Source organism: Enhygromyxa salina (assembly GCF_002994615.1).
In the GTDB taxonomy this organism is placed as follows: domain Bacteria; phylum Myxococcota_A; class Polyangia; order Nannocystales; family Nannocystaceae; genus Plesiocystis; species Plesiocystis salina_A.
Genome location: NZ_PVNK01000152.1, coordinates 74,679 through 98,590, shown reverse-complemented (window position 1 = coordinate 98,590; position 23,912 = coordinate 74,679). Strand labels below are relative to the sequence as shown.

The 23,912-nt window shown below is 70.8% G+C and carries 18 protein-coding genes and 1 pseudogene; 13 read left to right on the top strand and 6 right to left on the bottom strand.

Annotated features, from left to right (window positions below; translation table 11 throughout):
- From ENSA5_RS37765 to ENSA5_RS16695, 9 genes and pseudogenes are all read left to right on the top strand, one after another.
- Positions 1 to 223, top strand: a pseudogene (locus ENSA5_RS37765) (hypothetical protein); the annotation flags it as partial.
- Between the two features lie 72 nt (positions 224 to 295).
- Positions 296 to 760 (top strand): hypothetical protein, encoded by a 465-nt coding sequence (locus ENSA5_RS16730; protein ID WP_106392669.1) that lies wholly within the window; start codon positions 296 to 298, stop codon positions 758 to 760.
- Positions 761 to 804: 44 nt separating this feature from the next.
- On the top strand, positions 805 to 4,212 hold the full coding sequence (locus ENSA5_RS16725; protein ID WP_146155782.1) for a PD-(D/E)XK nuclease family protein: 3,408 nt from the start codon (positions 805 to 807) through the stop codon (positions 4,210 to 4,212).
- Positions 4,209 to 8,159, top strand: a complete 3,951-nt coding sequence (locus ENSA5_RS16720) for a UvrD-helicase domain-containing protein (protein WP_181197830.1) — start codon at positions 4,209 to 4,211, stop codon at positions 8,157 to 8,159. Before ENSA5_RS16725 ends, ENSA5_RS16720 begins: the two co-directional genes overlap by 4 nt.
- A gap of 22 nt (positions 8,160 to 8,181) precedes the next feature.
- Positions 8,182 to 9,609 carry a serine hydrolase domain-containing protein gene (locus tag ENSA5_RS16715; RefSeq protein ID WP_106392666.1) on the top strand — a complete coding sequence of 476 codons (1,428 nt, stop codon included), beginning with the start codon at positions 8,182 to 8,184 and terminating at the stop codon, positions 9,607 to 9,609.
- Positions 9,610 to 9,687: 78 nt separating this feature from the next.
- On the top strand, positions 9,688 to 10,305 hold the full coding sequence (locus tag ENSA5_RS16710) for a beta/gamma crystallin family protein (RefSeq protein ID WP_106392665.1): 618 nt from the start codon (positions 9,688 to 9,690) through the stop codon (positions 10,303 to 10,305).
- Between the two features lie 79 nt (positions 10,306 to 10,384).
- Entirely contained in the window at positions 10,385 to 10,843 is a 459-nt protein-coding gene (locus ENSA5_RS16705) for a hypothetical protein (RefSeq protein WP_146155781.1), read from the top strand.
- 222 nt (positions 10,844 to 11,065) lie between these two features.
- A complete protein-coding gene (locus tag ENSA5_RS16700) occupies positions 11,066 to 11,701 on the top strand; it encodes a YbhB/YbcL family Raf kinase inhibitor-like protein (protein ID WP_106392663.1) in 636 nt (211 codons plus the stop codon).
- Between the two features lie 44 nt (positions 11,702 to 11,745).
- Complete coding sequence (locus tag ENSA5_RS16695; protein WP_106392662.1) at positions 11,746 to 12,378, top strand: TetR/AcrR family transcriptional regulator; 633 nt, start codon at positions 11,746 to 11,748, stop codon at positions 12,376 to 12,378.
- A 94-nt stretch (positions 12,379 to 12,472) separates the two neighbouring features.
- On the opposite strand, the gene ENSA5_RS16690 is transcribed toward ENSA5_RS16695, so the two are convergent.
- The 3 genes from ENSA5_RS16690 to ENSA5_RS16680 are packed head-to-tail and all read right to left on the bottom strand — an operon-like array spanning position 12,473 to position 16,864.
- The gene (locus tag ENSA5_RS16690) at positions 12,473 to 13,336 is read right to left on the bottom strand and encodes a lipase family protein (RefSeq protein WP_181197828.1); all 864 of its coding nucleotides are present in this window, start codon (positions 13,334 to 13,336) and stop codon (positions 12,473 to 12,475) included.
- 13 nt (positions 13,337 to 13,349) lie between these two features.
- Positions 13,350 to 14,267, bottom strand: a complete 918-nt coding sequence (locus ENSA5_RS16685) for a glycyl-radical enzyme activating protein (protein ID WP_106392660.1) — start codon at positions 14,265 to 14,267, stop codon at positions 13,350 to 13,352.
- Positions 14,264 to 16,864, bottom strand: a complete 2,601-nt coding sequence (locus ENSA5_RS16680; RefSeq protein WP_106392659.1) for a pyruvate formate lyase family protein — start codon at positions 16,862 to 16,864, stop codon at positions 14,264 to 14,266. The genes ENSA5_RS16685 and ENSA5_RS16680 overlap by 4 nt, the downstream gene beginning before the upstream one ends.
- 269 nt (positions 16,865 to 17,133) lie before the next feature.
- Between ENSA5_RS16680 and ENSA5_RS16675 the strand changes: the two genes are divergently transcribed.
- From ENSA5_RS16675 to ENSA5_RS16665, 3 genes are all read left to right on the top strand, one after another.
- Positions 17,134 to 18,177: a transporter substrate-binding domain-containing protein gene (locus ENSA5_RS16675; RefSeq protein ID WP_181197827.1), complete on the top strand. Its 1,044-nt coding sequence runs from the start codon at positions 17,134 to 17,136 to the stop codon at positions 18,175 to 18,177.
- Between the two features lie 88 nt (positions 18,178 to 18,265).
- Positions 18,266 to 19,363, top strand: a complete 1,098-nt coding sequence (locus tag ENSA5_RS16670; protein WP_181197826.1) for a strictosidine synthase family protein — start codon at positions 18,266 to 18,268, stop codon at positions 19,361 to 19,363.
- A gap of 102 nt (positions 19,364 to 19,465) precedes the next feature.
- Complete coding sequence (locus tag ENSA5_RS16665) at positions 19,466 to 19,894, top strand: glutathione peroxidase (RefSeq protein ID WP_373422440.1); 429 nt, start codon at positions 19,466 to 19,468, stop codon at positions 19,892 to 19,894.
- Positions 19,895 to 20,014: 120 nt separating this feature from the next.
- On the opposite strand, the gene ENSA5_RS16660 is transcribed toward ENSA5_RS16665, so the two are convergent.
- The 3 genes from ENSA5_RS16660 to ENSA5_RS16650 all read right to left on the bottom strand — a co-directional run bounded on the left by ENSA5_RS16660 (position 20,015) and on the right by ENSA5_RS16650 (position 22,514).
- Positions 20,015 to 20,698 (bottom strand): helix-turn-helix domain-containing protein, encoded by a 684-nt coding sequence (locus ENSA5_RS16660; RefSeq protein ID WP_106392655.1) that lies wholly within the window; start codon positions 20,696 to 20,698, stop codon positions 20,015 to 20,017.
- A gap of 318 nt (positions 20,699 to 21,016) precedes the next feature.
- On the bottom strand, positions 21,017 to 21,457 hold the full coding sequence (locus ENSA5_RS16655; protein ID WP_258182880.1) for a response regulator transcription factor: 441 nt from the start codon (positions 21,455 to 21,457) through the stop codon (positions 21,017 to 21,019).
- A gap of 94 nt (positions 21,458 to 21,551) precedes the next feature.
- Complete coding sequence (locus tag ENSA5_RS16650; protein WP_106392654.1) at positions 21,552 to 22,514, bottom strand: hypothetical protein; 963 nt, start codon at positions 22,512 to 22,514, stop codon at positions 21,552 to 21,554.
- Positions 22,515 to 22,927: 413 nt separating this feature from the next.
- Between ENSA5_RS16650 and ENSA5_RS16645 the strand changes: the two genes are divergently transcribed.
- On the top strand, positions 22,928 to 23,779 hold the full coding sequence (locus tag ENSA5_RS16645; protein WP_181197825.1) for a S1/P1 nuclease: 852 nt from the start codon (positions 22,928 to 22,930) through the stop codon (positions 23,777 to 23,779).
- Positions 23,780 to 23,912 lie beyond the last annotated feature (133 nt).

Here is a 23,912-nt window from a genome sequence, read left to right as displayed (position 1 = left end):
CGCCGAGCAAGGCATCCGGGTGATCCCGGTCGGCGCGAGCGGGATCGACAAGAGCACCGAGTTTCTGATGCGCAACATCGACATAGCGACCGGCTCGACCTACACATTCTTGACCAGTCACAGCGGGATCGGTGGGCCGCACCTCGAGCCGTCGATCGGCGAGTATGACGTCGAGCTGTTCAACGATCTCATGGTCCGGCTGATCGTCGAGGCGATGGAGTAGAGAGCAGGCGGCAAAAAGTGTGGGGGCGTGAGCAGCGATTGACAGGTCGCTCAATCGAGCCAGGCTCGTGAGATGCGCAAGCTGTCAACCACAGTCGCAATCACAATCGCCGCATTCCTGAGCGTCGCCGGGTGCGAGCAGACCGCGAAGAAGGACGACAAGGCGAAGCCCGAAGACGCGGTCAAGACCGGCGAGGCCAAGGGCGAGGCCACCAAGAAAATGGGCGAGGTGGTCAAGGAGCCCGAGGCCGACCCCGACGCCATGCCCGCCGACATGCAAGCGCGCCTCGACGAGGCCGAGGAGCGGATGACCAAGCTCGAGCAACGCGCGACCGAGGCCAGGCAGGCCCTCGAGGCCAAGGGCGCCGAGGCCAAGGAGGAGCTCGAGGCCGACGTGGACAACGCCCGGGCGACGGTCAAGGCCAAGATGGAGGCGGCGAAGGCAGCCTCGGCCTCGACCGCTCGCAGCGCGCTCGACGAGCTCGATGAGGCCATGAAGAAGCTCGACGAGAAGCTCGGCGAGTACGAAAAGAGCTGATCCTGGTCGTGTCCGGCGCGGAGCTCTGCGCTACCGTGCCGGTCATGCCCGGACCGCCGCGCGCCCTGCCCGAGCGCACGCTGCGTGTGCTGCCCTCGCGCGAGCGGGTGGCCGAGGTCCTGCGCGAGCGGGTCCGGGCTCAGGGCGTCGCGCTCGCGCTGGGCCTGATCGATCTGCGCTCGTTCGAAGATCGGCTGATCCGGGCCGCGCAGCTGGAGCCGATCAGCACGACGGAGGCGCGCCTGATCGTGACCTCGGTCGCGCCCGCCGCCGCGCGCGGGACGACGCTCGCCGAGCTCGCGACCGAGCCGGGCTTCGCGGAGTCCTTCCTCGAGCTGTGGGACACGCTGCGCCGGGCGGGGATCGATCGCGTCGGGTTCGAGCGCCTCGCCTCGCGTTTGTCGGGCCGGCGGGACAGCCTGTCTGGGCGGCGCTTCGCGGCGCTGGCGAAGATCGCGGGGGCCTACGAGGCGCGCCTGCGCGCGCGCAAGGTCGTCGACGGCGTGGGGGCTCGGGTCGCGCTGCCGCGGGCGATCGGCGAGCTCGGGCGCCATCGCCTCGCCGCGCTGGTCGACGGCGCGCGTGTGATCGAGGTCGAGCGCGGCGCCGAGCTCCCAGTGATCCGCGCGCGGCTGTGGGAGGCGCTCGCGCGCGCGGGGCTCGAGGTCGCGGTCGAGGTCCCGGTCTTGCCCAGCGGGTCGCTCGAGCCCGGGGCCGACAGCGCCGAAGACAGGCAGCCTGGCGAGGGGGCTGCGAGCAGCGCCGAAGAAAATTTCGCCCCCGATCTGCTCGCCTCGCTCGAGCTGCGCCGCCGCAACCTGGTCGAGGACGCGCCGAGCGTCGAGCTGGTCCCGCGCCCGCTCGGCGGTGAGAAGGAGGCCAAGCTCGCCGTCGCCGGGTTGATCCCCTTCGTCACGCCGAGCCGCGCGCGGGCGCTGGTCAACCCGACCTTGCGCGCGAAGCTCGAGCTGCTCGACGCCGAGGACGAGCGCGCGGCCCTGCGCGGGGTCTGTGCCTCGATCCGCGCGCTCTTGCAGCGCGGGGTCGCGCCGCACCGGGTCGCGATCGTGGTCCCGCGCCTGGGCCTCGCGCGCCACCGCGTGCTCGCGGCCCTCGACGCCGCCGAGCTGCCCTGCGAGGAGACCCGCGGCCAGCCCGTGATCCACGCGGCGCCGCTGCGGCTGGCGATCGCGCTGATCGACGCCGCCGAGCGCGACCTCCCGCGCGAGGCCCTCGCCGCCGTGCTCGAGTCGGCCTACGTCGGGCGCGGCGACACCAGCTCGCTGCTCATGGCTCTGCGCGAGGCGGGCTCGCGCGACGATCGGGGCATCGGTCACCTCGGTCGCCTCCGCGTCCACGCGGCCAAGCTCGCCCGCGAGCCGCACCCGGAGCACGAGCGTCGGGCCAAGCAGGCGGCGAAGTACTTCAGCCTCGCGGACCGCTGGACGCCGCTGTTCGACAAGCTCAGGCTCCCGCGCACGGCCAGCTTGCGCGCCCACCTCGACGCCGTGTTCGCGGCCCTGCGCGGCCTCGGGATCGCGCGGCGCAGCCTCGAGCTCCCAACCCTCGGCGAGGGCGCGCGCGAGCGTCGGCTCGAGCGTGACGCCGTCGCCGCGCTGGCCCGGGACCGCGCGGCCCTCGAGGCCCTCGAGGTCGCCGGGCACGGGCTCGACGAGGCCGCCGTCGCCGTCGGCGTCGCCGAAGATCGGGTCTCGCTCACGGACTTTCGCGCCCACCTCGAGGCCGCGCTCGCGGGCGTCCGCGAGCGCCCAGCTGGCGTGCGCGGGGCCGGGATCGCCGTGCGCGACCTCGCCGAGCTCGCCCGCTCACCGAGCGACTACGTGTTCGTGATCCACGCCGTCGAGGGCGAGCTCCCCGGGCCTGGGCGGCCGCTGCCCTTCCTCGACGACGACGATCGCCAGGCCCTCGATCGCGCCGCCGGGCGCCCGGTCCTCGGCGCGCCCGGGGCCGCGGACGCCGGGACCTTCGCCCTGGCCTGCGCCAACGTGCGCGAGCAGCTGACCCTCGCCGCCCACCGCCAGGACGCCGACGGCCGCGAGGTCATGCGCTCGCGGTGGTTCGCCGCGCTGGCTCGGGCCCTGGCCCCGGACCGCGAGCCGCGAGCGCTCGAGGCCGGGGTGATCCCGAGCTTCTCGCAGTGCAGCACCCGCGGTCAGCTGCTCACGCGCATGAGCATGCTGGCCCGGGCCGGAGCCGGCCTCGCTTCGTTTGGCGGCGCCCACCCTCAGCTCGAGCGCGCGCTGACCTGGGCGCGGAGCCACGCCGCGGATCTGAGCCGCGCGGGCGTCAGCCTCGACGGCGGCAGTCGTGAATTGGCCCTGGCGCGCCTCGACTTCGTGTGGACCGGCCAGCGCCCCGACGCGCCCGGGCTGGTGTGGCAGGGCTCGGCGACCTCGCTCGAGGACTACGCCGCCTGTCCCTTTCGCTTCTTCGCCAACCGGGTCCTGCGCCTGCGCCCGCGCCCCTCGATCCGCGACGACCTCGACGCCGCCGAGCAGGGCAGCGTCCGCCACCTCGTGCTCGCCGAGGTCATGCAGGCCCTGCGCGCCGAGGGCCTCACGCCGCTCGAGGGTGGCGATCGAACCGGGGCCGAAAACAGCGTCGCGCGCGAGGTCTGCGAGGAGGTGCTCGATCGCTGGCAGGCCTCCGAGCGCACGGGGCCGCTGCCGCTTTGGTACCTGCACCGCGACCTGGTCGTCCGCGACCTCGCGCGCACGCTCGAGGGCGAGCGGCGCGTGGGCATCGAGGCGTGGGAGCCCGGCGAGTTCGAGCTTGGCTTTGGCGTGGTGTCGCAAGACGGCAGCGGCGAGCTCGAGGGCGTGCCCCTGGCGATCCCCGATCGCAGCGGTGAGCGCCGCTTCGAGCTCGTCGGACGGGTCGATCGGATCGACTACCGCGGTGACGGGCGCGAGCGCGAGGGCCTGATCATCGACTACAAGTCGGGCCGCGTCGGCGATCGCCTCCGCTACATCGAGCTCGGGCGGACCCAGCTGCAGCTGCCGCTCTACGCCGCGTGGCTGGCCGCGCGCCGCCCCGATCTCAGCGACGCGGACGCCGCCTACGTCTCGCTGCGCGACGGCGAGCGCTCGCAGGCGAGCTTGCTCGACATGTGCCTGTCGAGCGTCGAGCTCGACGGGCTCCTGGCTCTCGACCCCGGCGAACGTCGCGAGCTGCGGGCCCGCGCGGCCGCCGAGCTCCCCCCGGACGCCACGACCGAGCCCGGGCCGCCGCCCGTCGCGGTCGGGGCCCTGGATCTGCCGGAGGTCGGCCAGCGCAACCTGTCCGACAACCTCTGGGCCCTGCTCGGCGGCGTGGCCGAGGGCCGCTTCGACGTCCGGCCCCACGACCCCGGCCGCGCGTGTCGCTACTGCGCGTTCGGGCCCGTGTGTCGGGTCGAGCGGGGCGACGAGCTCGAAGGGGGCGAGGCGTGAGCGAGCTCGAGCTCGACGCCAACCTGGTCCTGGCCGCGGGCGCGGGCGCGGGCAAGACCCACGCGCTGGTCAGCGTCGCGCTCGGGCTCTACGTCGGGGCCGGTCGCCCTGACGCGGAGCCCCTCGACCCCGCCCGCGTGTGGGCCGTGACCTTCACCGAGAAGGCCGCCCGCGAGCTCCGCCAGCGCATCGTGCAGCGGGCCTCGGCGCTCGCCGCCGACCCCGTGGGCGCGCTCGCCGACGAGGAGGAGCTCGCCGCGATGCTCGGTGATCGCGAGGTCCCGGCCGCGCGCTGGCGGGCGATCGTCGACCAGCTCCCGGGCGCGCCGATCGGCACCTTCCACTCGCTGTGCGGTCAGCTGCTGCGCGGCTTCGCGGTCGAGGCCGGGGTCGACCCCAGCTTCGGCGTGCTCGATGAGAACGCCGCCGCCGAGCTCTTCGCCCGGACCCTCGACGAGGTCCTGCTCCGCGAGCTCGAGGCCGAGGACGACTCGGACACCCGCGCCGCCGCCCGGGCCCTCGGCGGCCCCGACACCCTCCGCGCCGCGCTGCGTCGGCTCCACGGCAAGCTCGGCGAGGAGGGCCGCGATCCCCGATCCCTGCTCGTCGACGCCGACGGGCAGCCGCAGCCCGGCTTTGATCGCGGCCAGGCCCGGGCCGAGCTCGGCGAGGCCTGTCGAGCGCTCGCCGCGAGCCTCGAGCTGCTCGAGGAGTCCCGCGAGGATCGCCTCCGACCGACCTTGCGCGCCCTCGCGATCGAGCGGAGGCGGATCGGCGATTGCGAGCCGGACCAGGTCCGACGCTGGTACCCGGCGCTGCACCGCGTGGCCAGCCAGCGCCGCGGCAAGGGCACGCTGCCCAAGCGCGCCCGCCGGGTCTGGGAGCCCTTCGCCGAGGCCTGGGCGCTGGTCCAGGACTGCGTCGCGAGCGTGCAGGAGCAGGAGCTCGCCGAGCGGATCGTCGCCCTGCTCGGGGCCGTGTCGCGGGCCTACGCCGCCGAAAAGCAGCGCCTGCAGGTCCTGGACTTCGTCGATCTGGTCCGCGGCGCCCACGATCTGCTCCGCGACGACCGCCTCGTTCGCCGCCAGCTCAAGCAGCGCGTCGGGGCCCTGCTCGTCGACGAGTTTCAGGACACCAACGGCCTCCAGCTCGACCTCGTCCACCTCCTCGCCGAGGCCCGCGATCACGAGCGGGCGGTCCCGCGGGGCCAGCGGGCCAGCGCGGTCTTGCCGCTCGGGGCTCGCTGCTTCGCGGCCGTCGGCGATCGCAAGCAGTCGATCTACGAATTTCGCGGCGCCGACGTCTCGCTGTTTCAGAGCCTGGCCGCTCGGGCCCGGGCCGGCGGTGAGGGCCTGCGCCTCCACGCGTTGCGGCGGTCGTGGCGCTCGCGCCCGAGCCTCGTCGAGTTTTGCAACCAGCTCTTCGCCCAAGTCCTGATCAGCGACGACCCCGAGGGCTTCGCCGTCGACTGGGTCGACGAGGTCGATCGGCTCGAGCCGGTCCGCGAAGACCACGAAGATCAGGCCGGGCTCCCCGCGGTCCAGCTGCTGTGCAGCGATCCAAGCGAAGACGCCCGGACCCGTCGAGGCCAGGAGGCCCGGCGCATGGCCGAGCACGTCCGCCTCTTGCTCGACGCTCGCCCGCCGCTGGGGCGGGCCGGCTCCGACGGGCGGCCCAAGCCCTTGCGCGGGGCCGACGTCGCGATCTTGATGCGGACCCACAGCCACGTCGCGCGCTACCGCAAGGCCCTCAGCGAGCTCGACATCGCCTCGGTCGTCGTCGGGGGCCGGGGCTTTTACGCCGCCCGGGAGATCCGCGAGCTCGCGGTCTTGATGCTCGCGATCGCCGATCCCCGCGACATGCTGGCCTCGGCCGGGGTCTGGCGCTCACCGGTCTGGGGCATCACCGACGCGAGCATCGTCGAGCTGGCCGCCGCCGAGCGCCTGCGCCTCGCCGACCACGTCAGCGGCTGCGCCGTCGAGCTCGGCGTCGCGCAGGACGCCGCGACCGTGACCGTCGTCGCGCGCCTCGTCGATCGCCTCCACCACGAGCTCGATCGCCTCGGCCCCGCGAGGGTCCTGCGCTTCGCCGTCGACCGCCTCGGCCTGCGCGAGGTCCTGGCCTGGGACGACGCGGGCGAGCAGCGGATCGCCAACGTCGACAAGCTGCTCGCGCTGCTCGGCTCGCGCGAGTTCGCCGGGCTCGGGGCCATGACCACCGCGCGGCGCCTGCTCGAGCGCGGTGAGGACCTGCTCGACCGCGAGGCCCCGGCCGAGGTCGCCGCCGCCGCCGACCCCGACGCCGTCCGCATCATGACGGTCCACGCCGCCAAGGGCCTCGAGTTCCCGGTCGTGATCGTGCCCGAGCTCGGGGCCGACCCGCGCGGGCAGGAGGGCCCGGTCGTGTTCGAGCGCGAGCTCGGCCTCGCGGTCGTGTCGCCGGACCTCGTCGGCCGCCGCCGGCCCAGCCCCCACGCCCAGGCCGTCAACGAGCGCCTCGCCGCCCGCCGCGACGCCGAGAGCCGCCGGGTGCTCTACGTCGCGACCACGCGCGCGCGCGACCTCTTGGTCTTGCTCGGTGAGGCGCCCGAGGGCCGGACCGGGGAGGGGAACTGGCGCAAGCTGATCGACGCCGCGCTGCCCGAGCTCGACGAGCTCGTCGAGGTCGTCGATGACGGCCTGGTGATCCAGGAGCAGGACGACGGCGAGGCCAGCGCGATGCGGTGGTTGCTCGATCGGGTCGGGGCCGTCCGGGCCGAGGCCGTCGGTCAAGCGGCCCTTGCAGCCAGCGGGTCGGAGCCCGAGCCCGAGCCCGAGCCCTCCTTCGTAGCGGACGCCTCGGGCAGCGAGCCCCCCGTCGCCGCGCGGCCCGTGGCCCCGAGCGAAGCCCGCGACGAGCTGCCGACCGCCTACGATCGCAGCGAGGCCCTGCACCTGCGCGACTGCGAGCTCGAGGTCTCGCTGTCTGGCCTCGCCGAGTTCGACAAGTGTCCGCGGCGCTACCTCCTGACCCATGTCGTCGGCCTCGACACCCCGGCCAGCGAGGAGCGCGAGGCCATGAAGGGGCTGCAGCTCCTGCCCTTCGTCCCGCGCAAGCGCGTCGACGAGGACGACGCGGGCGATCGGCCGCCGCCGAGCCTGGCCGAGGCTCGGTCCCGCGGTCGGCTCGTCCACTACCTGCTCGGGCGCGTCGACCTCGATCGTCTCGGCCGTGATCCGGCCCGGGCCTTCGACGCGTTCGCCGATCAAGATCGGATCCCCAAGGAGCTGTGGCCCGAGCTGCGCGAGGATCTGCTCCGCTTCGCCGAGCGTCCGTGGGTCCGCGAGCTGATCGAGATCGCCCGCCAGGATCCGCGCCGAGTGTTGCGCTCGCTGCCCTTCGCGCTGGAGATCTTTGGTGAGCACGCGCGGCCCGAGCCGAGCCAGACGGGTCGCGGCGAGCTCGGGGCCCCAGCTCGCCCGCAGCTCGATCTCTTCGCGCCCGTCACGACCGAGTCGGCGCCGCCGCCCGAGGGCCGCGTGATCGTGCGCGGTCGCATCGACCTGGTCTGGATCGACGACGACGGGCGCCTCAACCTCGTCGACTGGCAGTACGCGCGGGCGCCGAGCGAGCCCGAGTCGGTCCTCGACCCCGAGCAGGTCGCGGGCCTTCGTCGGCTGACCCAGGCCTGGGCGCTGCGCCGCCTGTGGGGCCCGGCCATCCCCTTGCGCGCCGGGGCCGTGTTCTTGCGCGAGGCCGAGGCCGACCCCGGCCTGCGCGCGCTCGAACCGGCCACGCTCGCGCGCTTTGATCAGCGCCTGCGCCAGACGGCGGGCCGGCTGCTCCGCGTCGAGCTCGGCGACGAGGGCTCGACGGAGCTGTGGCCGAAGCTCGATCAGCCCGCCGCCTGCGGACCTTGCGTTCACGTGGCTCGGTGCTGGCGGTCCGAGGCCGAGCCCGGGAGCTGAAGCTCGTGCGACACTCTCGGCCGTGAAGCTCCGTTGGACCCGCAAGCCGAGGCTCAAAAAGATCGTGCTCGCGGTCCTCGCGATCAACGCCGTGATCGTGATCGGGGTCGCGAGCTGGCTGGTCGGATGGATCTTCCCGATCGCCACCGGGGCCGTCGCCAAGGCCGTGTGCTCCGACGTGTTCGTCGCCGGCCGCGAGTCCGAGGGCCTGGTCGACGAGGAGTTCCCCAAGGCCTTCTTCGTCAGCTACGAGGTCGATCCCTCGGCCCAGGTCGTGCGCGCCGACGCCCTCGGCTTCGCGGCCAAGACCGCCGCCTACCGACCCGGGCTCGGCTGCGCCCTCGCGCTCGAGGTCGGGCCCGCGAGCCTGCGCGCCGAAGGCTTCGAGCCGACCCCGCGCCCGGCCGGGTCCGAGACGGCGCCATGGCCCCGCGGCGACGGACCCCTCGTCGAGCCCCCGAGCGGCGATCCCCCGGGCCTCGACCGCGCCGCCCTCGAGCTCGCTATCGACGAGATCTTCCCGGGCGCGGGCGCGAGCTCCAGCTTCGACGGCCCGCCGCTCAACACCCGCGCCGTCGTCGTTGTCTGGGCCGGCCAGCTGATCGCCGAGCGCTACGCCGAGGGCTTCGACGCCGATACGCCCCAGCTCGGCTGGTCGATGACCAAGTCGGTGACCAGCGCCCTGGTCGGGATCCTCGTCGCCCGCGGCGAGCTCTCGATCGACGAGCCGATCGGCTTCGGGGACTGGCTCGAGTCCAAGCGCGGGCGCCTGACCTGGGACCAGCTCTTGCGCATGAGCAGCGGCCTCGAGTTCGACGAGAGCTACGGCCTGCGCACGGACGTCACGGTGATGCTCTACGATCGCCACGACGCCAGCGCGCTGCCGCTCGGGCGCCAGCTCGCCGACCCCATCGACACGCGCTTTGCCTACTCGAGCGGCACGACCAACCTGATCTCCCGCCGAATCCGCGAGCTGTTCGCCGACGACGGCGCCTACCATCGCTTCCCCCATGACGCGCTGTTCGTGCCTCTGGGCATGCACAGCGCCGTCATGGAGACCGACCCGAGCGGGACCTTCGTCGGCTCCTCGTTCATGTACGCGACCCCGCGCGACTGGGCCCGCTTCGGCTTGCTCTACCTCCACGACGGCGTGTGGGACGGCGAGCGGATCCTGCCCGAGGGCTGGGTCGCGCGGAGCGTCGCGCCGACGCCGACCGACCCGAGCGCGGGCTACGGCCTCCAGTGGTGGCTCAACGCGGCGCCGGATCCCGAGCAGCGCGCGCTCCCGGGCGTGCCGCCTGACGCCTACTTCGCCTCGGGTCACCAGGGGCAGATCGTGCTCGTGGTGCCCTCACGCGATGCGGTGATTGTCCGGCTTGGGATGACCAACGGGCGCAAGTGGCCCCGGGCCGAGTTCGCGGCCGCGGTCCTCGCGGCGCTGCCCGAGTAGGGAAATCTCTGCGCGGGCCCGCGCCTTGCACCTCGAGACTCGTATCGCACGATCGACGGTGTACGAGGAGAAATTACCATGGCCCGGCTTTTTGCCCAGGTGTTCGAGCACGCGAATTTTGGCGGTCAGAGCCGCTTTTTGCGTAGTGACACCGTCAGCTTTCCAAATCAACTCGGCTTCAATGACAAGATCTCGTCGATCATCATCTACAAGGGCAACGACTACCGCAAGGGTGACGTCATTCGCTTCTACGCGAACACGCACTTTGTCGGTGGGTACCTCGAGCTCGGGCCCGGGCGTTATGCCAATATCCACGTCGCGCCATTTTCCTTTGGCGGCAAGATCTCTTCGGCGGACTTTCATCCCTATCAGCCGCTCGCGCCGGGCCTCGGGGTCAGGCTCATGGTCCGTGTTTACGAGCATGTGAACTTCAACGGGCAGTTTCGTGATCTGCTGCTCAGCGAGCCCAACTTCAACCGTATTGGCTTCAGCGACAAGGTGTCCTCGGTCCGGATCTGGCAGGGCGAGGACTACCGCCAGGGCGACGTCGCCAACTTCTATCAGCACGTGAACTATTCGGGCGCGCTGCTGCAGCCGGCCAACTTTGGGCCGGGGACTTCGATCCCCAACATCGCGGTCGCGCCCTACTCGTTCAACGACTCGGTCCGCTCAATGCGTGTGTCACGCGTCACCTGAACCCGCCATGTGGGTCCATGTGTGGACCGAGTATTTGAGCCGATGCGCTTGACCGCGGACCGTCGAGCGCGCGGCCGCGGTGATCGACGGGGCAACCCGCGAGGTCGAGGCCTGCTGCTCCTGGGCGGCTCGCTTCGGCGTCGAGGGCGTCGGCGAGGGGGTGGTCTGGCAGCCCCGCGCCGAGCACTTTGGCGACAGCGAGCTGCTGTTCAAGTCCAAGGGCGAGCGCCACCAGGTCGTCGTGCGCGCGAGGGTGGCCAAGCGCACGCCGCTCGACCCCGAGCTGATCGCCAGCGTCGAGGCCTTCGTCGCCTACGCGGTCACCGATCCGCGCCTGGCTCAGGGCCTCGACTACCTGGCCGAGCACGGCATGGAGGTCGAGATGCGCAGCCTCGGCGTCTTCCTCGAGTGGCTCGCGGGTGACATCCGGCGCGAGCACGCCAGCGAGCTCGAGCACAGCGGCCTCGAGTGGAAGCAGGTCGCGCGGCCGGTCACCGAGCGGGCCAAGTCCTGGTTCCGCGACGCGATGTCGCATTGACTCGCGCCCCGTCGGATGCCCGGCGGGGCGCATTTCATGTTCTCGCTCGAGAATCGGCCCCGGAGGAGCCCGGGGCGCAACCCCTCGCGCTCTTTGTCCCCGAAAATTGCAGCGCGCGGGATACAGCTGCGTTTCGGCTCCGCGATCTCGCCGAAAATTCCGGCGCGAGGCGCCACGATGGATTGCGCCCCGGGCTCCTCGCCTCGTACCCTCGCCCCCGCGATGGAACTACGCAGCGAGTCTTTCCCCAACCACGGCCCGATCCCCGGAGAATTCGCGTTTTGCGTTCCGGCGCAAGAGGGCCACGTCGCCATGGCCCCCAACCGCAACCCCCACTTGGCGTGGGCCGACGCGCCCGAGGGCACCAAGTCCTTCGCGATCATCTGCCACGATCCCGACGTTCCCTCCCGCGGCGACGACGTCAACCAGGAGGGCCGCAGCGTCCCCTACGGTCTCCCCCGCGTGGAATTCTTCCACTGGGTCCTCGTCGACGTGCCCGCCGACGTCAGCGAGATCGCCGCGGGCGCGCACTGCGACGGCATCACGCCCCACGGCAAGGCGCCGGGTGCAGCGCCCCAAGGACAGGGCGTCCAGGGCATCAACGACTACACCGGGTGGTTCGCCGGCGACGCCGAGATGGCCGGCGACTATGGCGGCTACGATGGTCCGTGCCCGCCGTGGAACGACGAGCGCCTGCACCACTATCACTTCACGGTATACGCGCTCGATGTCGAGAGCCTGAACTTGTCGGGTAACTTTGGTGGCAAAGACGCGCTCGCCGCAATCGAGGGCCACACACTGGCGAAGGCCAGGTGGATCGGCACCTATACCCTCAACCCCAAGGTCAAGCGCCGCTGACGGCGTCTCAGGCGGCCGAAGTCGGTGATGGCGCGGCTCGGGTGATGCGCTTGTTGACCGACTGGGTCGCCAGGCGAGAGTCTGTGCCGGTCATGCCACGTGCCAAGACTTTCGATCCGGATGTCGCCCTCGACCGCGCAGTCGAGCTGTTCTGGCGATGCGGCTATGACGGCGCGTCAATGGTTAAATTGCTCGAATTCATGGGCATCAGCCGTCAGAGCCTCTACGACACCTTTGGCGACAAGCACCGCTTGTACCTGGCCGCGGTCGATCGCTACCGCGCGAAGCTCCGCGTGCAACTCAAAGAGATGCTCGCGACCGAGGAGTCGGGTGTCGCGGGTATCCGGGCGGGCTTCGAGGCTGTCATGCGCGTGGTCGTTGAGGACCCCGAGCACCGCTCGTGTCTGATGGCGAACGCCGCGCTCGAGCTCGGGCAGCGCGATCCCGAGGTCAGAGCGCGGGTGGCCGAGCACCTGCGCGATATCGAGGAGCTGTTTTACGGCGCGCTCGAGCGCGCGATCGCGGCGGGGGAGGTGCCAGAGGGGCGTGGGGCGCGGTCGCTGGCGCGCTTCTTGACCAACTCGATCCATGGGGTCGGGGTGATGGCGCGGGGTGGGCTCGAGGAGGGGGTGTTGCGCGACACGGTCGACACCACGCTGTCGCTGCTGGCGGCCTGACGGGGCTGCTCACAGCTTTCACCCCACGCGGACTTCGTCCGAGCCCGTCTGCACCCACACGAACACCCCCACTTGCGACGCGCCCCCGCAGGAGTCAAGTCGCGTCGGGGTTGTGCGGCTGCTCGGGGTGCTCGATCGCATACAGATAAGTCCGCGAAACACTATGGTTGACCCCGATCGACCCATAGTTGGCGCTGAGCTCAATCCCGACGCCAAAGTGCTGGTACAGGACATCTTCGCCGAGGAGCTTGTCGCGGAGCATCGGCGGCAAATGGGCGACTGGGTCGGCGCTGTTGTTGAGCCGGTAGCTCACGCCCCAGCCGCCGTCCGGATTGGCGAGGGCGTTCGCGGCCGCGGCGAACTCGGGGTTTCCGACCCGCGGTGAGCCAAAGCAGTAGTGCAGCACGCGGCCACCGAGGGCCTCGACGTTGGTCGCGAGGTCACAAAAAGCGAGGGACGAGACCCCGGCCCCCATGCTGTGACCCGCGACGATCAACGACCGCAGCCCAAGGCGCTCGAGCTCGGCGAGCACGGGCTCGCGCAGCGCCGCGTAGAGCCCGGCGAAGCCGTCGTGGACGTGGCCGAAGCCGGAGACAAAGGGGTATTCGATCTGATCGAGGCGAAGGTTGGTCCCAAAGTCCTGCGGGGTCTCGGTCCCACGAAACACCAGATACCCGAGCTCGCCCTCGCGGGCGATGAAGCCGAAGGGTTGGTGGTTGTGAAAGGGTTTCCAGCCGCGCGCGCTGGCCCACAGCGGCGCGCCGAGCTCGAGCCCCTCGATCGCCTGCGTTGGCGCCCACGAGAACGACTCGGGCGCGGGCTTGTTGTCCGCCTCCCACGCGCGGGTGAGGATGTAGGCCCAGCGCAGCAATACGGCGGCGCGCTGGGCCTGAGCGAGGTCGAAGGGCGCGTCGGGCAAGCGCAAGGGCAGGGTCGAGGCGGTCGTGTTCGAGGCCACGAGCCAGAGTATCTCAGCCGGGGGCCAGGCCCGTCACGCCCCGCGCGGCGAAGCGCTGCTCGAGCGCCCGGTAGTAGTCCTTCGCGGGCGGGCTGATGCCGAGCGCGGTCTGCTTGGTGTCGAGGCGGGCCAGCTTGGCCTCCCACAGGTGATTGTAGGGCAGCAGGGTGAGCCGCTCGACACCGAGGCCGCGGAGCGTCGCGCAGAGTTGATCGAGGGACGCGTCGCCGTCGTTGAGGCCGGGGACCACGGGCATCCGAAGCTCGAGCTCGGGCCCGGAGTCGCGCGCGAGCAAGCGCTCGAGGTTGGCGAGGACCTGGTGGTTGTCGTGGCCGACCAGGTCGAGGTGCCGCTCGCGGCCGCCGGCCTTGACGTCGAACAGGATCAAGTCGAGCTCGGGCAGCAGCGGCTCGAGCAGGGCGAAGGGATAGTGGCCGCTGGTCTCGAGCGTGAGGTGAAGCCCCGCCTGCTTGGCGCGAGGCAAGAACGCGCTGAGGAAGTCCGAGGCCAGGACCGGCTCGCCGCCCGACAAGGTCACGCCGCCGCCGCTCGCCTCGTAGAAGTGGCGGTCGGCGAGGACCGCGTCGAGCAGGCGCTCGACCGTCCACTGCTCGCCGACCATGACCAGCGCGTCGCTCGGGCAGGTGTCCACGCACGCGCCGCAGTGGGTACAGGCGTCCCAGCGCACGCGCTCGTTCATACGGTCGAGGATGGCGCCCTCGGGGCACACGCTCACGCACAGCCGACAGCCCGGCAAGCAGCGGTCGGCGTGGTAGGCGAGCTCCGGCTGGGCGCGGCGGCTCTCGGGGTTCTGGCACCACCGACACGCGAGCGCGCAGCCCTTGAAGAATACGACCGTGCGGATCCCCGGCCCGTCGTGGATCGAGAAGCGCTGCACGTCGAACACGACGGCTGCGTCGGCGCCGCTCACAGGGCCCCCTCGGTCGAGACCTGAGCGCCCGGGCGGCCGTGGGAGGCGCGGGCGATGAGCTCGTCTTTCATCGTTGGCGTGAGGTCGTTGAAATACGCGCTGTAGCCCGAGATCCGCACGACGAGGCCGCGGTGGCGATCGGGGTAGCGCTTGGCGTCGATCAGCTCGTTGACGTCGATCACGTTGTACTGGACCTGCATGCCGCCAGCGGCGAAGTAGCCGCGGGTCAGGGCGTCGACGAGCGCCGCGCCGGTCGGCCCGCCCGCGAGCTGGGGATCGAGGCTCTCGTTGAGCGCGAGGCCGTTGCTGACGTGAGCGCCCCCAACCCCGGTGACCGCGAGCAGTGAGGCCGTCGGGCCGCGCGAGTCGGCGCCGTTGGTCGGAGAGACGCCGTTGGCCAGGGGCCGCCCGGCCGCGCGACCGCTGGGCAGCGCGCCGAGCCGCGCGCCGAAGCCGACGTGGGTGGTCATCGACCAAAAGCCCGGCGCGTAGGGTCCACCGCGGGGGTTGCGGTGGCGACGAAGCTCCTCGGCGTAGGCCCGCGCGACCTCGGCGGCCCAGCGCTCGGGCCGGCCGTGGTCTTGACCGTACTTGGGCACCTTCTCGACCAGGCGGCTGCGGAGCTGGTCGTGGCCGCGAAAGTCGAGGTCGACCGCCCGCATCAGCTCGGCCAGGCTCAGCCGACCCTGCTCGACGACCAGCTCCTCGATCGCGGCCAGCGAGTCGGCGACGTCGGCGAGGCCCACACCCTGGATCCCGGTCGAGTCGTAGCGGGCGCCGGCTTGGGTGACGTCGCGGCCGGCCTCGATGCAGCCGTCGACGAGGATCGAGAGCAGCGGCGTCGGGCGGCACTGGGCGTGGGCGCGCTCGATCGCGTCGTTGCCGGCCACGGCCTCGCACACGGTCTCGGCCAGGCGCTCACAAAACGCCGACCAGATCGTGGCCATGAGGCTGCTCAGCGCCACGTGGCTGCGCAGCGTCGGCTCGCGCAGGACCTCGTCGAGGACCGCGGGCAGCGAGATGAAGCCCGCCCCGGCCGCGGGGAAGGACGAGTAGGGTACGCCCCACTCGACGCAGCCGACGATCGAGAAATTGCGGGCGTCTTCGTCGGAGACCCCGAGCTCGCGCAGCGCGGGGATGATCTGGGCCTCGTTGAACAACGCCGGTTGCCCGCCGCCGCGGCCGATGATCTCGAAGGCCAGCTCGCGTAGCGCTCGCGGGCTTCGCTCGTGCAGCCGCAAGTGCAAGTTGGGCTGGCGCAGGCGCATGCGGTCGTAGGCCAGCAGCCACAGCGAAGTCAGCTCGTTGCTCGCGTCGGCCCCTGTCGCCCCGTGATTCGTTGTGCCGCCGAGGGTCAGGCCCGAGGCTGACGACAGACCCGAGAAGAACTCGGTCGCCATCTGGTTGAACAGCGGCAGCTGCTCCGAGGCCTTGGCGAGCACGCAGCCGAGCAGCTCGACGGCGCGGGCCCGATCGATGCGGCCCGCGGCGAGGTCCCGCTCGTAGTAGGGCCACAGGTACTGGTCGACGCGGCCAAAGGACACGCCGTGCTGAAAGCTCTCTTGGTGGACGGCGACCCAGGTCGAGATCACGCTCTGGAGCGCCTCGTGGAAGCTGCGGGCCGGGTGCGCGGGGACCCGGGCGAGGATCTGCGCGAGCTCGCGCAGCTCGGCGGCGCGGGCAGGATCCGAGGGCTCGAGTCGGCGCGCTTCGTCGGCGCAGCGCCTGGACCAGCGCGCGCCAAATTCGATGACCGCGCTGGCGACGATCTCACCCGCCTCGTAGAACGCGGCCTGCTCGTCCGAGCGCGCGTCGCGACGAGCCTCGCGCAGCTGCTCGCGGATCCCGACGAAGCCGAGCTCGAGGACCCGGGGAAAGTCCGGGGTCACGTGCGAGATGCCGGCGAATTGGGTCAACACGAAGCGCCGGCCCTCGGTCAGCTTGTTCGGGAGCTCGAGGTCCGCGGCGAACAACGGCCCCCGAGCCATGACCGAGCGCGAGAACCAAAACGGGAAGACCTCATGCTCGAGGCGCCAGCGCTGGCCGGGGGTCGTGCGCATCGGATTCACGGCTCGGGCGTCGAGCCGGTCGAGCTCGGGCATGAGCAACATGCCGCCGTAGTCGGGGTGCAGCGCCGCGCCGACCCGATGGCGGGTGGGGTTGCCGACCAGCAGCTCGTCGGCGTGGATCTGGAGCTCGGCGCGGGCCAGGGTGTGGGCGAGCGCCTTGGCGAAGCTCACGACGAGCGGTTGAGTCTGCGCACGTTGGTCGAGGCGCAGCCACAGCTCCTGGAGGCGCTTGGACATCTGAAGTTGCCAGCGCTCGACCGGTGCGCCGCTTGCGAGGTTGTCTTCGAGCGCCTTGCGTAGGGCGTCGAAGTGCAGCGGGGCGAGGTGCTTGGCGAGGCGGGACTGGGGCGCCTCGACGCGCATGGCCTCGGTCATCAACTCGGCCTTTTGCGTACACAGACCGTAGGGCGCAGCCAAGATCGCCTCGCGCAAGCGCTCGAGCCGAGGCAAGGCCGGGATCCCCGAGGCCGGGATCCCATGGTTGGCCACGGCCGCGCTCGGGGCTGGCCCCATTTTCACTGTCTGCATGAGCGCAGTATGGGTCGCCGCGAGCACCCGGCACCTGCAAGTCTTGCAGCGAGAGCGGCGATCCGTTTGGAGTCGCGTCGCCCCATGCCCGGATCACTCCGGCGGGTTGCAGGCCACGCTGTCGAGCGCCGACGAAGCCCTCGATCGACTGGAGGCTCGAGTCCTCCAAGTCGACGGGGGACGCCCGGCTCCGCTTGTCGGGGGTCGTCCAGATGTCGCCGTCGACGTCGACGCCGACGCGCTGTGTCGAGTACAGTCGAGCTCCAAACATGTCGCGGCTGCAGATTCTCGTGTTCTCGATTCTGGCGCTCGCGTGGGCCGCACCCGTCCGCGCGGCTCCGGCCGAGCAGCCCCTGAAGATCGCGGTCAAGTCGGCGCCGCCCTTCTCTGTCCGCGGCCCCGACGGCGAGTGGACGGGGACGAGCATCGAGCTGTGGCGCGAGATCGCGGCCGACCTCGAGCTCGACTACGAGCTCGAGGAGGTCAGCCTCGACGAGATGATCGAAGGGGTCGCCGCGGGCCGCTACGACGCGGGCGTGGCCGCGCTGACCGTGACCTCCGAGCGCGAGGAGCTCGTCGACTTCACCCACCCCTTCTACACGACCGGGCTCGCGATCGCGGTCTCGAACAAGCGCGACCCCTACTGGCGCGGCGTGCTCGAGACCGTGTTCTCGCTGGCCTTCCTCGAGCTGATCGGCGCGCTCGCGCTGATCCAGCTCGCGGTCGGCACGGTGGTCTGGGGGCTCGAGCGACGGGCCAACCCCGAGCAATTCCCCGACAGCCCGAGCCGCGGGGTCGCGACCGGGTTTTGGTGGGCAACGGTCACGATGACGACGGTCGGCTACGGCGACAAGGCGCCCAAGAGCGCGCCGGGCCGGGCGGTGGCGCTGATCTGGATGTTGATGTCGATGGTGATCATCGCGAGCGTGACCGCGACGATCGCCTCGTCGCTGACCGTCGAGCGACTCGACGCGCGGATCCGTGGGCCCGAGGACCTCGGCCGCTTCGAGGTCGGCGCGATCGCGTCGACGACCGGGGCGGCGTTCTTGCGCGACGAGAAGATCGTCGCTCAGGAGTACGCCGACGCCGACGCGGCCCTGGCTGCGTTGACCGGCGGTGAGATCGAGGCGCTGGTCTGGGACGCCCCGCTGCTGCGCCGGGCGATGGTCGAGGAGCCGGGGCTGTCGATCGAGCTGATCCCCGGGCTGTTCCAGCGCCAGGACTACGCGATCGCGGTCGGCGAGGGTAGCGCCCTGCGCGAGGCGGTCAACCGGGTGTTGCCCGAGAAGGTTCGGGGGCTGAAATTCGACTGACGCAATTCATGCACGAGGGTGCAAGGGGGTTCGCGTCGGGCTACGGTGAGTCATGTTGCGCGCTCGTCGGATAGCCCTCGCATTGCTCGTGCTCGTGCTCGTGCCCGGCCTTGGCTGGGGCATCTACCTGCTGGCTCTCGCTGGCGAGCTATCCTCGCTCGGGTACCACTCCGATTCGGAGTGCCACCGGGTCGAGGGCGTGATCGGGCCCGAGGACATGGCGTTCACGCGCGCGTCGGGGATGCCCGAGGGCGGGGCCTTCGTGTCGTCCGACGACCGCCGCGCCACCGTCGCGGGCGAGCCCGTCCGCGGGGCGATCCACTACTACTCGCTCACGACCGGGATCAGCACGGTCTACGAGGCCAGCGGTGACGAGCCGGCGTTGTTTCACCCCCACGGTATCGGCCTGACCCCGGCCAGCGCGAAGCAGGAGCGCCTGTTTGTGGTCAACCACCCGCGGGAGTCGCTGTTTGGACCCAACGACGACTCCGACGGGCCGGGGCACACGATCGAGGTCTTCGATGTGATCGGCGAGGGCGGCGTCGTTCGGCTCGCGCACGATCGCACGATCGCGGATCCGCTCTTGGTCAGCCCCAACGACGTCGCGCCGGTCGACGAGGAGCGCTTCTATGTGACCAACGATCACCTCGCGCAGACCAAGCTCGGTCACAAGCTCGAGGAGTACGGCCGCCTCGCGCGGGGCCACGTGCTGTACTGGGACGGCGCGAATTTTTCGGTCGTCGCGCGGGACATCCACTTCGCCAACGGGATCGCGGTCAGTCACGACGGGGCGACGGTCTATGTCGCGTCGGTGACCGACGCGCGAATTCACGTGTTCAGCCGCGACGCCGCGTCGGGGGCGCTGACTCGGCGTGAGACGCTGCCCGTGCGCGGGCCCGACAACATCACGATCTCCGAGGATGGGGCGCTGTGGGTTGGGGCGCACCCGAAGCTGCTGACCTTTCGGGGCTACTCGAAGGACCCCGCCAAGCGCTCGCCCTCGCAGGTGTTTCGGCTCGAGCGCAGCGAGGCGGGGGCGTGGCACACCGAAAATGTGATGCTCTCGGATGGAAGTGACATCTCGGGCTCGAGCGTGGCGCTGGGGCTCGGGGAGGGGCGGTTCTTGGTTGGGTCGGTGTTTGATGCCTGGTTGCTGGATTGTTGGCGGGGGGCGGACAGCGAGTAGGCCTGACGGCTTGTCTCGCAGCTTCGATTCGGTTCTAATGCGCGCGTGAGCACCAGCATCTACGATTTCGAGGTCGAGACGATCACCGGCGAGCGCGAGTCGATGGACAAGTATCGCGGCGAGGTCTTGCTGATCGTCAACACCGCGAGCAAGTGAGGCTTCACGCCGCAGCTAGGTGAGCTGCAAGCGCTGCACGAGCAGTACGAAGCCAGGGGTCTGCGCGTGCTGGCCTTCCCCTGCAATCAGTTCGGTGGTCAGGAGCCGGGCACCAACGCCGAGATCCTCGAGTTCGCCCAGACCAACTACGGGGTCACGTTCCCGATGCACGCCAAGATCGAGGTCAATGGCAAGGGCGCGCATCCGCTCTACCAGTACCTCAAGCGCGCGGCCCGGGGCATCCTGGGCACGGCGGCGATCAAGTGGAACTTCACGAAGTTCATCGTCGATCGCCAAGGGAAGGTCGTCGAGCGGATCGCGTCCAACGTCAAGCCCCGCGATCTCGTGGCCAAGCTCGAGGGGCTGTTGGGCTGATGGCTCGTTAGACCCCCCTGGCGACCTTGGGCTTTGCCACGCGCTGCCGCTGCGCGGCAGGTCGCTCGGTCCTCGCTCGGTGGGCGGGTCCAAAGGGGGCTGATGTGTAGCTGGTGTCCGCTACTGCCAGCTCTTCGAGGGGATCGAGTCGGCCGAGGGCACCCGGGGCTGGTCGAAGTCGATCCGCGCCGTGACGTCCTCGGGCGAGGCCCAGTGTCCGAGCTCGCTGCGGCTGCTGAGCTTTGGCGTGCGCCCGACCCCGCCGACAGAGGTGACCTGAGGCTCGCGCGTGGGTCCGGCGGGCATCGGCGCGGGCGCGGACGCAGCGGGCGCGGACACAGCGGGCGCGGACGCAGCGGGCATTGGCGCGGGCGCGGACGCAGCGGGCGTGGGCGCGACGACGCTGGCCGTCGGCGTCTCGTCGACCGTGTCCGCGCCGCCGCCGAGCTGCAGCGCGAGGCGCAGGAGGCTCTCGCGGTTGCCGGTGTTGGTCTTGGCGAACACGTTGTGCATGTGCCACTTCACGGTCGCTCGGCTGATCTCGAGCTTGCGCCCGATCTCGACGTTGGAGCGCCCGTCGAGCACGAGCTCGAGGATGTCGCGCTCGCGCGCCGTCAGCTTGTGGCGACGGGCGAGGCGCGTCATCGCCCAGCGCAGGCGCTGGGGGCCGTCGCCCTCGTCGAGCTGACGCAGGACGCTGTAGCCGAGGGCCTCGAGCACGGCGCTGATGCGGCTGGCGTCCTGATCGTGGGCGACGCGAATGTGGACTTCAGTGGTGGTGGTGGTGATGTCGGTGTTGGTCACGAGCTGTTCTCCGGTTGCGAAGCCACCATGCGACCGGAGGGGCCGGACCGTCAGGGACCCCAGTGCCACCGACGGGTCTCCGACACGAACCGCGAGTCGGTGACGGCCGGCCGATGGGATGGGCCCCAAACCCTCGAATTCGGCCGCTGAGGCGGGGTGCGCGAAGGCCGAGCCCATCCCGAACCTGGCGTCACCGACTGTAACCATCACCCGCCCGCGATGTCGGGGGGTCACCGCGGCTGAGCTCGGCAGGTCGCGGCGGTTAAAAAAGTGCGGGCGACCCGAAGGCCGCCCGCGTAAGTAAGCTACGCCTCGAGATCAGAACCAGGACTTCGAGGGCACCGCCGCGGCCGGGATGACCTCGCGGGGCTCGTGCGGCTTGACCGTGACCGAGGTGTGCGGCTCGGTCGGAAGCTGCGACTGGCGCGGCTGCGGCGAGTCTTGCTCGGCCGAGTCTTGCTCGCGGCTGCCGCCGAGCTGCAGCGCGAGGCGCAGGAGGCTCTCACGATTGGAGGTGTTGGTCTTGGCGAAGATGTTGTGCATGTGCCACTTCACGGTCGCGCGGCTGATCTCCAGATCCAGACCGATCTCGCCGTTGTTGCGCCCGGCGAGCACGCACTCGAGGATGTCTTGCTCGCGCGCGGTCAGCTTGTGTCGACGCGCGAGGCGGTTGACGGCCCAGCGCAGGCGCGAGGGTCCGTCGCCCTGCTCGAGCTCGCGCAGGACGGTGTACCCGAGGGCCTCGAGCACCGCGCTCACGCGATTGGCGTCTTCATCGAGATCGACCCAAATGCGGACTTCACTGGAGGTGGTCGTGGTGGGAGTGGGAGGAGGAATGAGGGCGACAGTTGTATTATTCGACACGGCGATAACCTCGACTTCTGAGCTCGCGCTCGATTAGCCCGACCGCGGCCGGACTGTAGATATGGGTGACGACGGCGCGGTCGCGGCCGACCGTCTTGTTGAGGACTGCTTTGCTGTGAACCTTGCTTTCGCGCAGGCCGAGCAAACTGATGATTTGACCGACGCGCTGGGGCGTGACCCCGAGGTGACGCCTCGCGACCTGCGTGGGGCTGAGCCAGCCGTGCTCGATCGTCGGCTTGAGCTGCCACAGCTCGCCAGACAGGGCGATCTCGGCGGCGACGATGCGGTAGGCCCAGATGACCTCGGCGTCGATCTCTGCGCGGCCGTCGAGCGCGTCGCACAGGCCCTCGAGCGCGTCGTACTCCCAGCGTCGCCGCTCGAGCTCGATGCGCTCGCGCGTGATGCTGGCGGCCTCGCGCTCGAGCGCCGAGCCGCTCGGTCGTCGGATCGCGCCGACCGCCGGGATCACTCGCTCGCAGACGTGACGCAGCAGCCGACGACCGGCGCTTGGCTGGCTCGGATCCGTGGAGCTGCGCTCGACGGCGAGGGCCAGGCCGGGCTCGAGCAGCAGCAGCGCGCTGCGGGCCTCGGCGAGGCTCGCAGCCAAGATCACGCCGCGCTCGCTCAAGTCCGCGCGGAGCTCGTCGAGCTCGAGCTCGCCGATCCGGACCCAGTGCTTGCCCTCCTGGGCGTCCTCAGACCAGTCGATTGCGAGGCGCCGGGCGAGCTCCGAGGCGCCGCCGAGGCCGAGGATTGCGGCGACCTCATCGGCGAGCCAGCAGGGCTTGCCGTCAAAGTCACAAGTAATGAAAGCCCGCCCCTCGAAGCTACCGACGAAGCTGACCCCCGTTGGTGGTCGGGTCGGCTCTGTCCAAGCCTGTTCGGCCGGGTGGTCGTAATCGTGGTCTTCGAACATCGGGATGCGTTCCTGCTCGGGGGCGGGCTCGAACACGATGAAGCGCGAGAGGCCTGACCGTCAGGGACGCGAGGGCCACGATGGGATCACGGTGACGCACGGTTCGATCGCCCCTCGAACCGTTCGCCGCCGTCCGTTAACCGAACTCGACATCGGCCTCGAACCCGCGTTCGGAGCCGGCTTCGGCCCTTCGATCCCGAGTCGCGGTTCGGGCTCGACCCGACGTCACCGACGATCACTCGCCTGGGGGGCGGTTCGGCGCGGTCGGGGCGAAGCGTGACGCGGCGTCACCGGAAGCTGCCGCGCGGCGCGAGATCGCGGCGGCCCGGAGCCAGACCTGCGACCAGCGGGGGCCCCAGCTCGAAGCTTGGCGTCGACGCCGAGATCGACAGCTCGAGCTGCTAGCCTCCGGTATGGCCCGCCCACGCCGCCGACTGATCCCTCGCTCCATGACCCGCCTGCTCGCTCTTGGCGCAGCGGCGCTCGCTATGATGAGCCCGAGCCGCGCCCGCGCCTGGCACGACGACGGTCACCGGATCATCGGTGAGATCGCGGCGCGACAGCTCTCGGACGAGGCGCGCGAGAAGATCGAGGCGCTGCTCGCCGACATGCCCGAGTACTCGACGATCGCCACGGCCGCGACCTGGGCCGACCAGCAAGCCAAGCAGGATCCCACCTTCGACTTTGTCTACTCGAGTCACTACATCAACATGGATCGGCGCCTGAGCCCGCGAGAGGTCCACGCGCTGTGCCTCGAGAAGTCGGGCTGCGTCGCTACGGGGATCAGCTATTACGTCGAGATCCTGCGGAGTGAGCGAATGTCGGATCAGCAGCGCGCCGAGGCGCTGCGTCTGTTGATTCACTTTGTCGGTGATGTTCATCAGCCGCTGCACACGGGGCACAGCGGTGACAAGGGGGGCAACGACATCGCCGATCTGCGGATGCTCGAGTACACCCCGGGCAAGGAGCGGACCAACCTCCACGCGGTCTGGGACGGGGGCTTGGTCGCGATCACGATGGCCCGCGCGGGCTGGGACTGGCGGCGCTACGCGGTCGAGCTCGACGGGCGGATCAGCGACGAGATGATCACGCGCTGGGGGCGGGGGTCGGCCTATGATTGGATCGAGGAGTCGCGGCTGTTCGCGGCGGCGAATGGCTACCTCCACGCCGACGGCAAGACCCCGGTGCGCTCGGGCGATGCGCTCGGCGAAGACTGGTACATGCGCAACCTCGAGGTCGCGGAGCAGCGGCTCCAACAAGGCGGCGTGCGCCTCGCGCTGGTGCTCGAGGAGCTGTTCTAGCAGCCCGGGCTGCTAGCAGCCCGGGGTGCTAGCAGCCCGGGGTGCAATGCATCGTGGCGCCTCGCGCCGGAATTTGCGCCGAGGGCGCGAAGCCAAAACGCCGCTGTACCGGGCGTACTGCAAGTTTTGGCGA

What these genes read in the sequence shown, in the direction of transcription:
- ENSA5_RS16730 (WP_106392669.1), top strand. Translation starts at nt 296, where the DNA reads ATGCGCAAGCTGTCAACCACAGTCGCAATCACAATCGCCGCATTCCTG.
- ENSA5_RS16725 (WP_146155782.1), top strand. Translation starts at nt 805, where the DNA reads ATGCCCGGACCGCCGCGCGCCCTGCCCGAGCGCACGCTGCGTGTGCTG.
- ENSA5_RS16710 (WP_106392665.1), top strand. Translation starts at nt 9,688, where the DNA reads ATGGCCCGGCTTTTTGCCCAGGTGTTCGAGCACGCGAATTTTGGCGGT.
- ENSA5_RS16700 (WP_106392663.1), top strand. Translation starts at nt 11,066, where the DNA reads ATGGAACTACGCAGCGAGTCTTTCCCCAACCACGGCCCGATCCCCGGA.
- ENSA5_RS16695 (WP_106392662.1), top strand. Translation starts at nt 11,746, where the DNA reads ATGCGCTTGTTGACCGACTGGGTCGCCAGGCGAGAGTCTGTGCCGGTC.
- ENSA5_RS16680 (WP_106392659.1), bottom strand. Translation starts at nt 16,864, where the DNA reads ATGCAGACAGTGAAAATGGGGCCAGCCCCGAGCGCGGCCGTGGCCAAC.
- ENSA5_RS16675 (WP_181197827.1), top strand. Translation starts at nt 17,134, where the DNA reads ATGTCGCGGCTGCAGATTCTCGTGTTCTCGATTCTGGCGCTCGCGTGG.
- ENSA5_RS16645 (WP_181197825.1), top strand. Translation starts at nt 22,928, where the DNA reads ATGACCCGCCTGCTCGCTCTTGGCGCAGCGGCGCTCGCTATGATGAGC.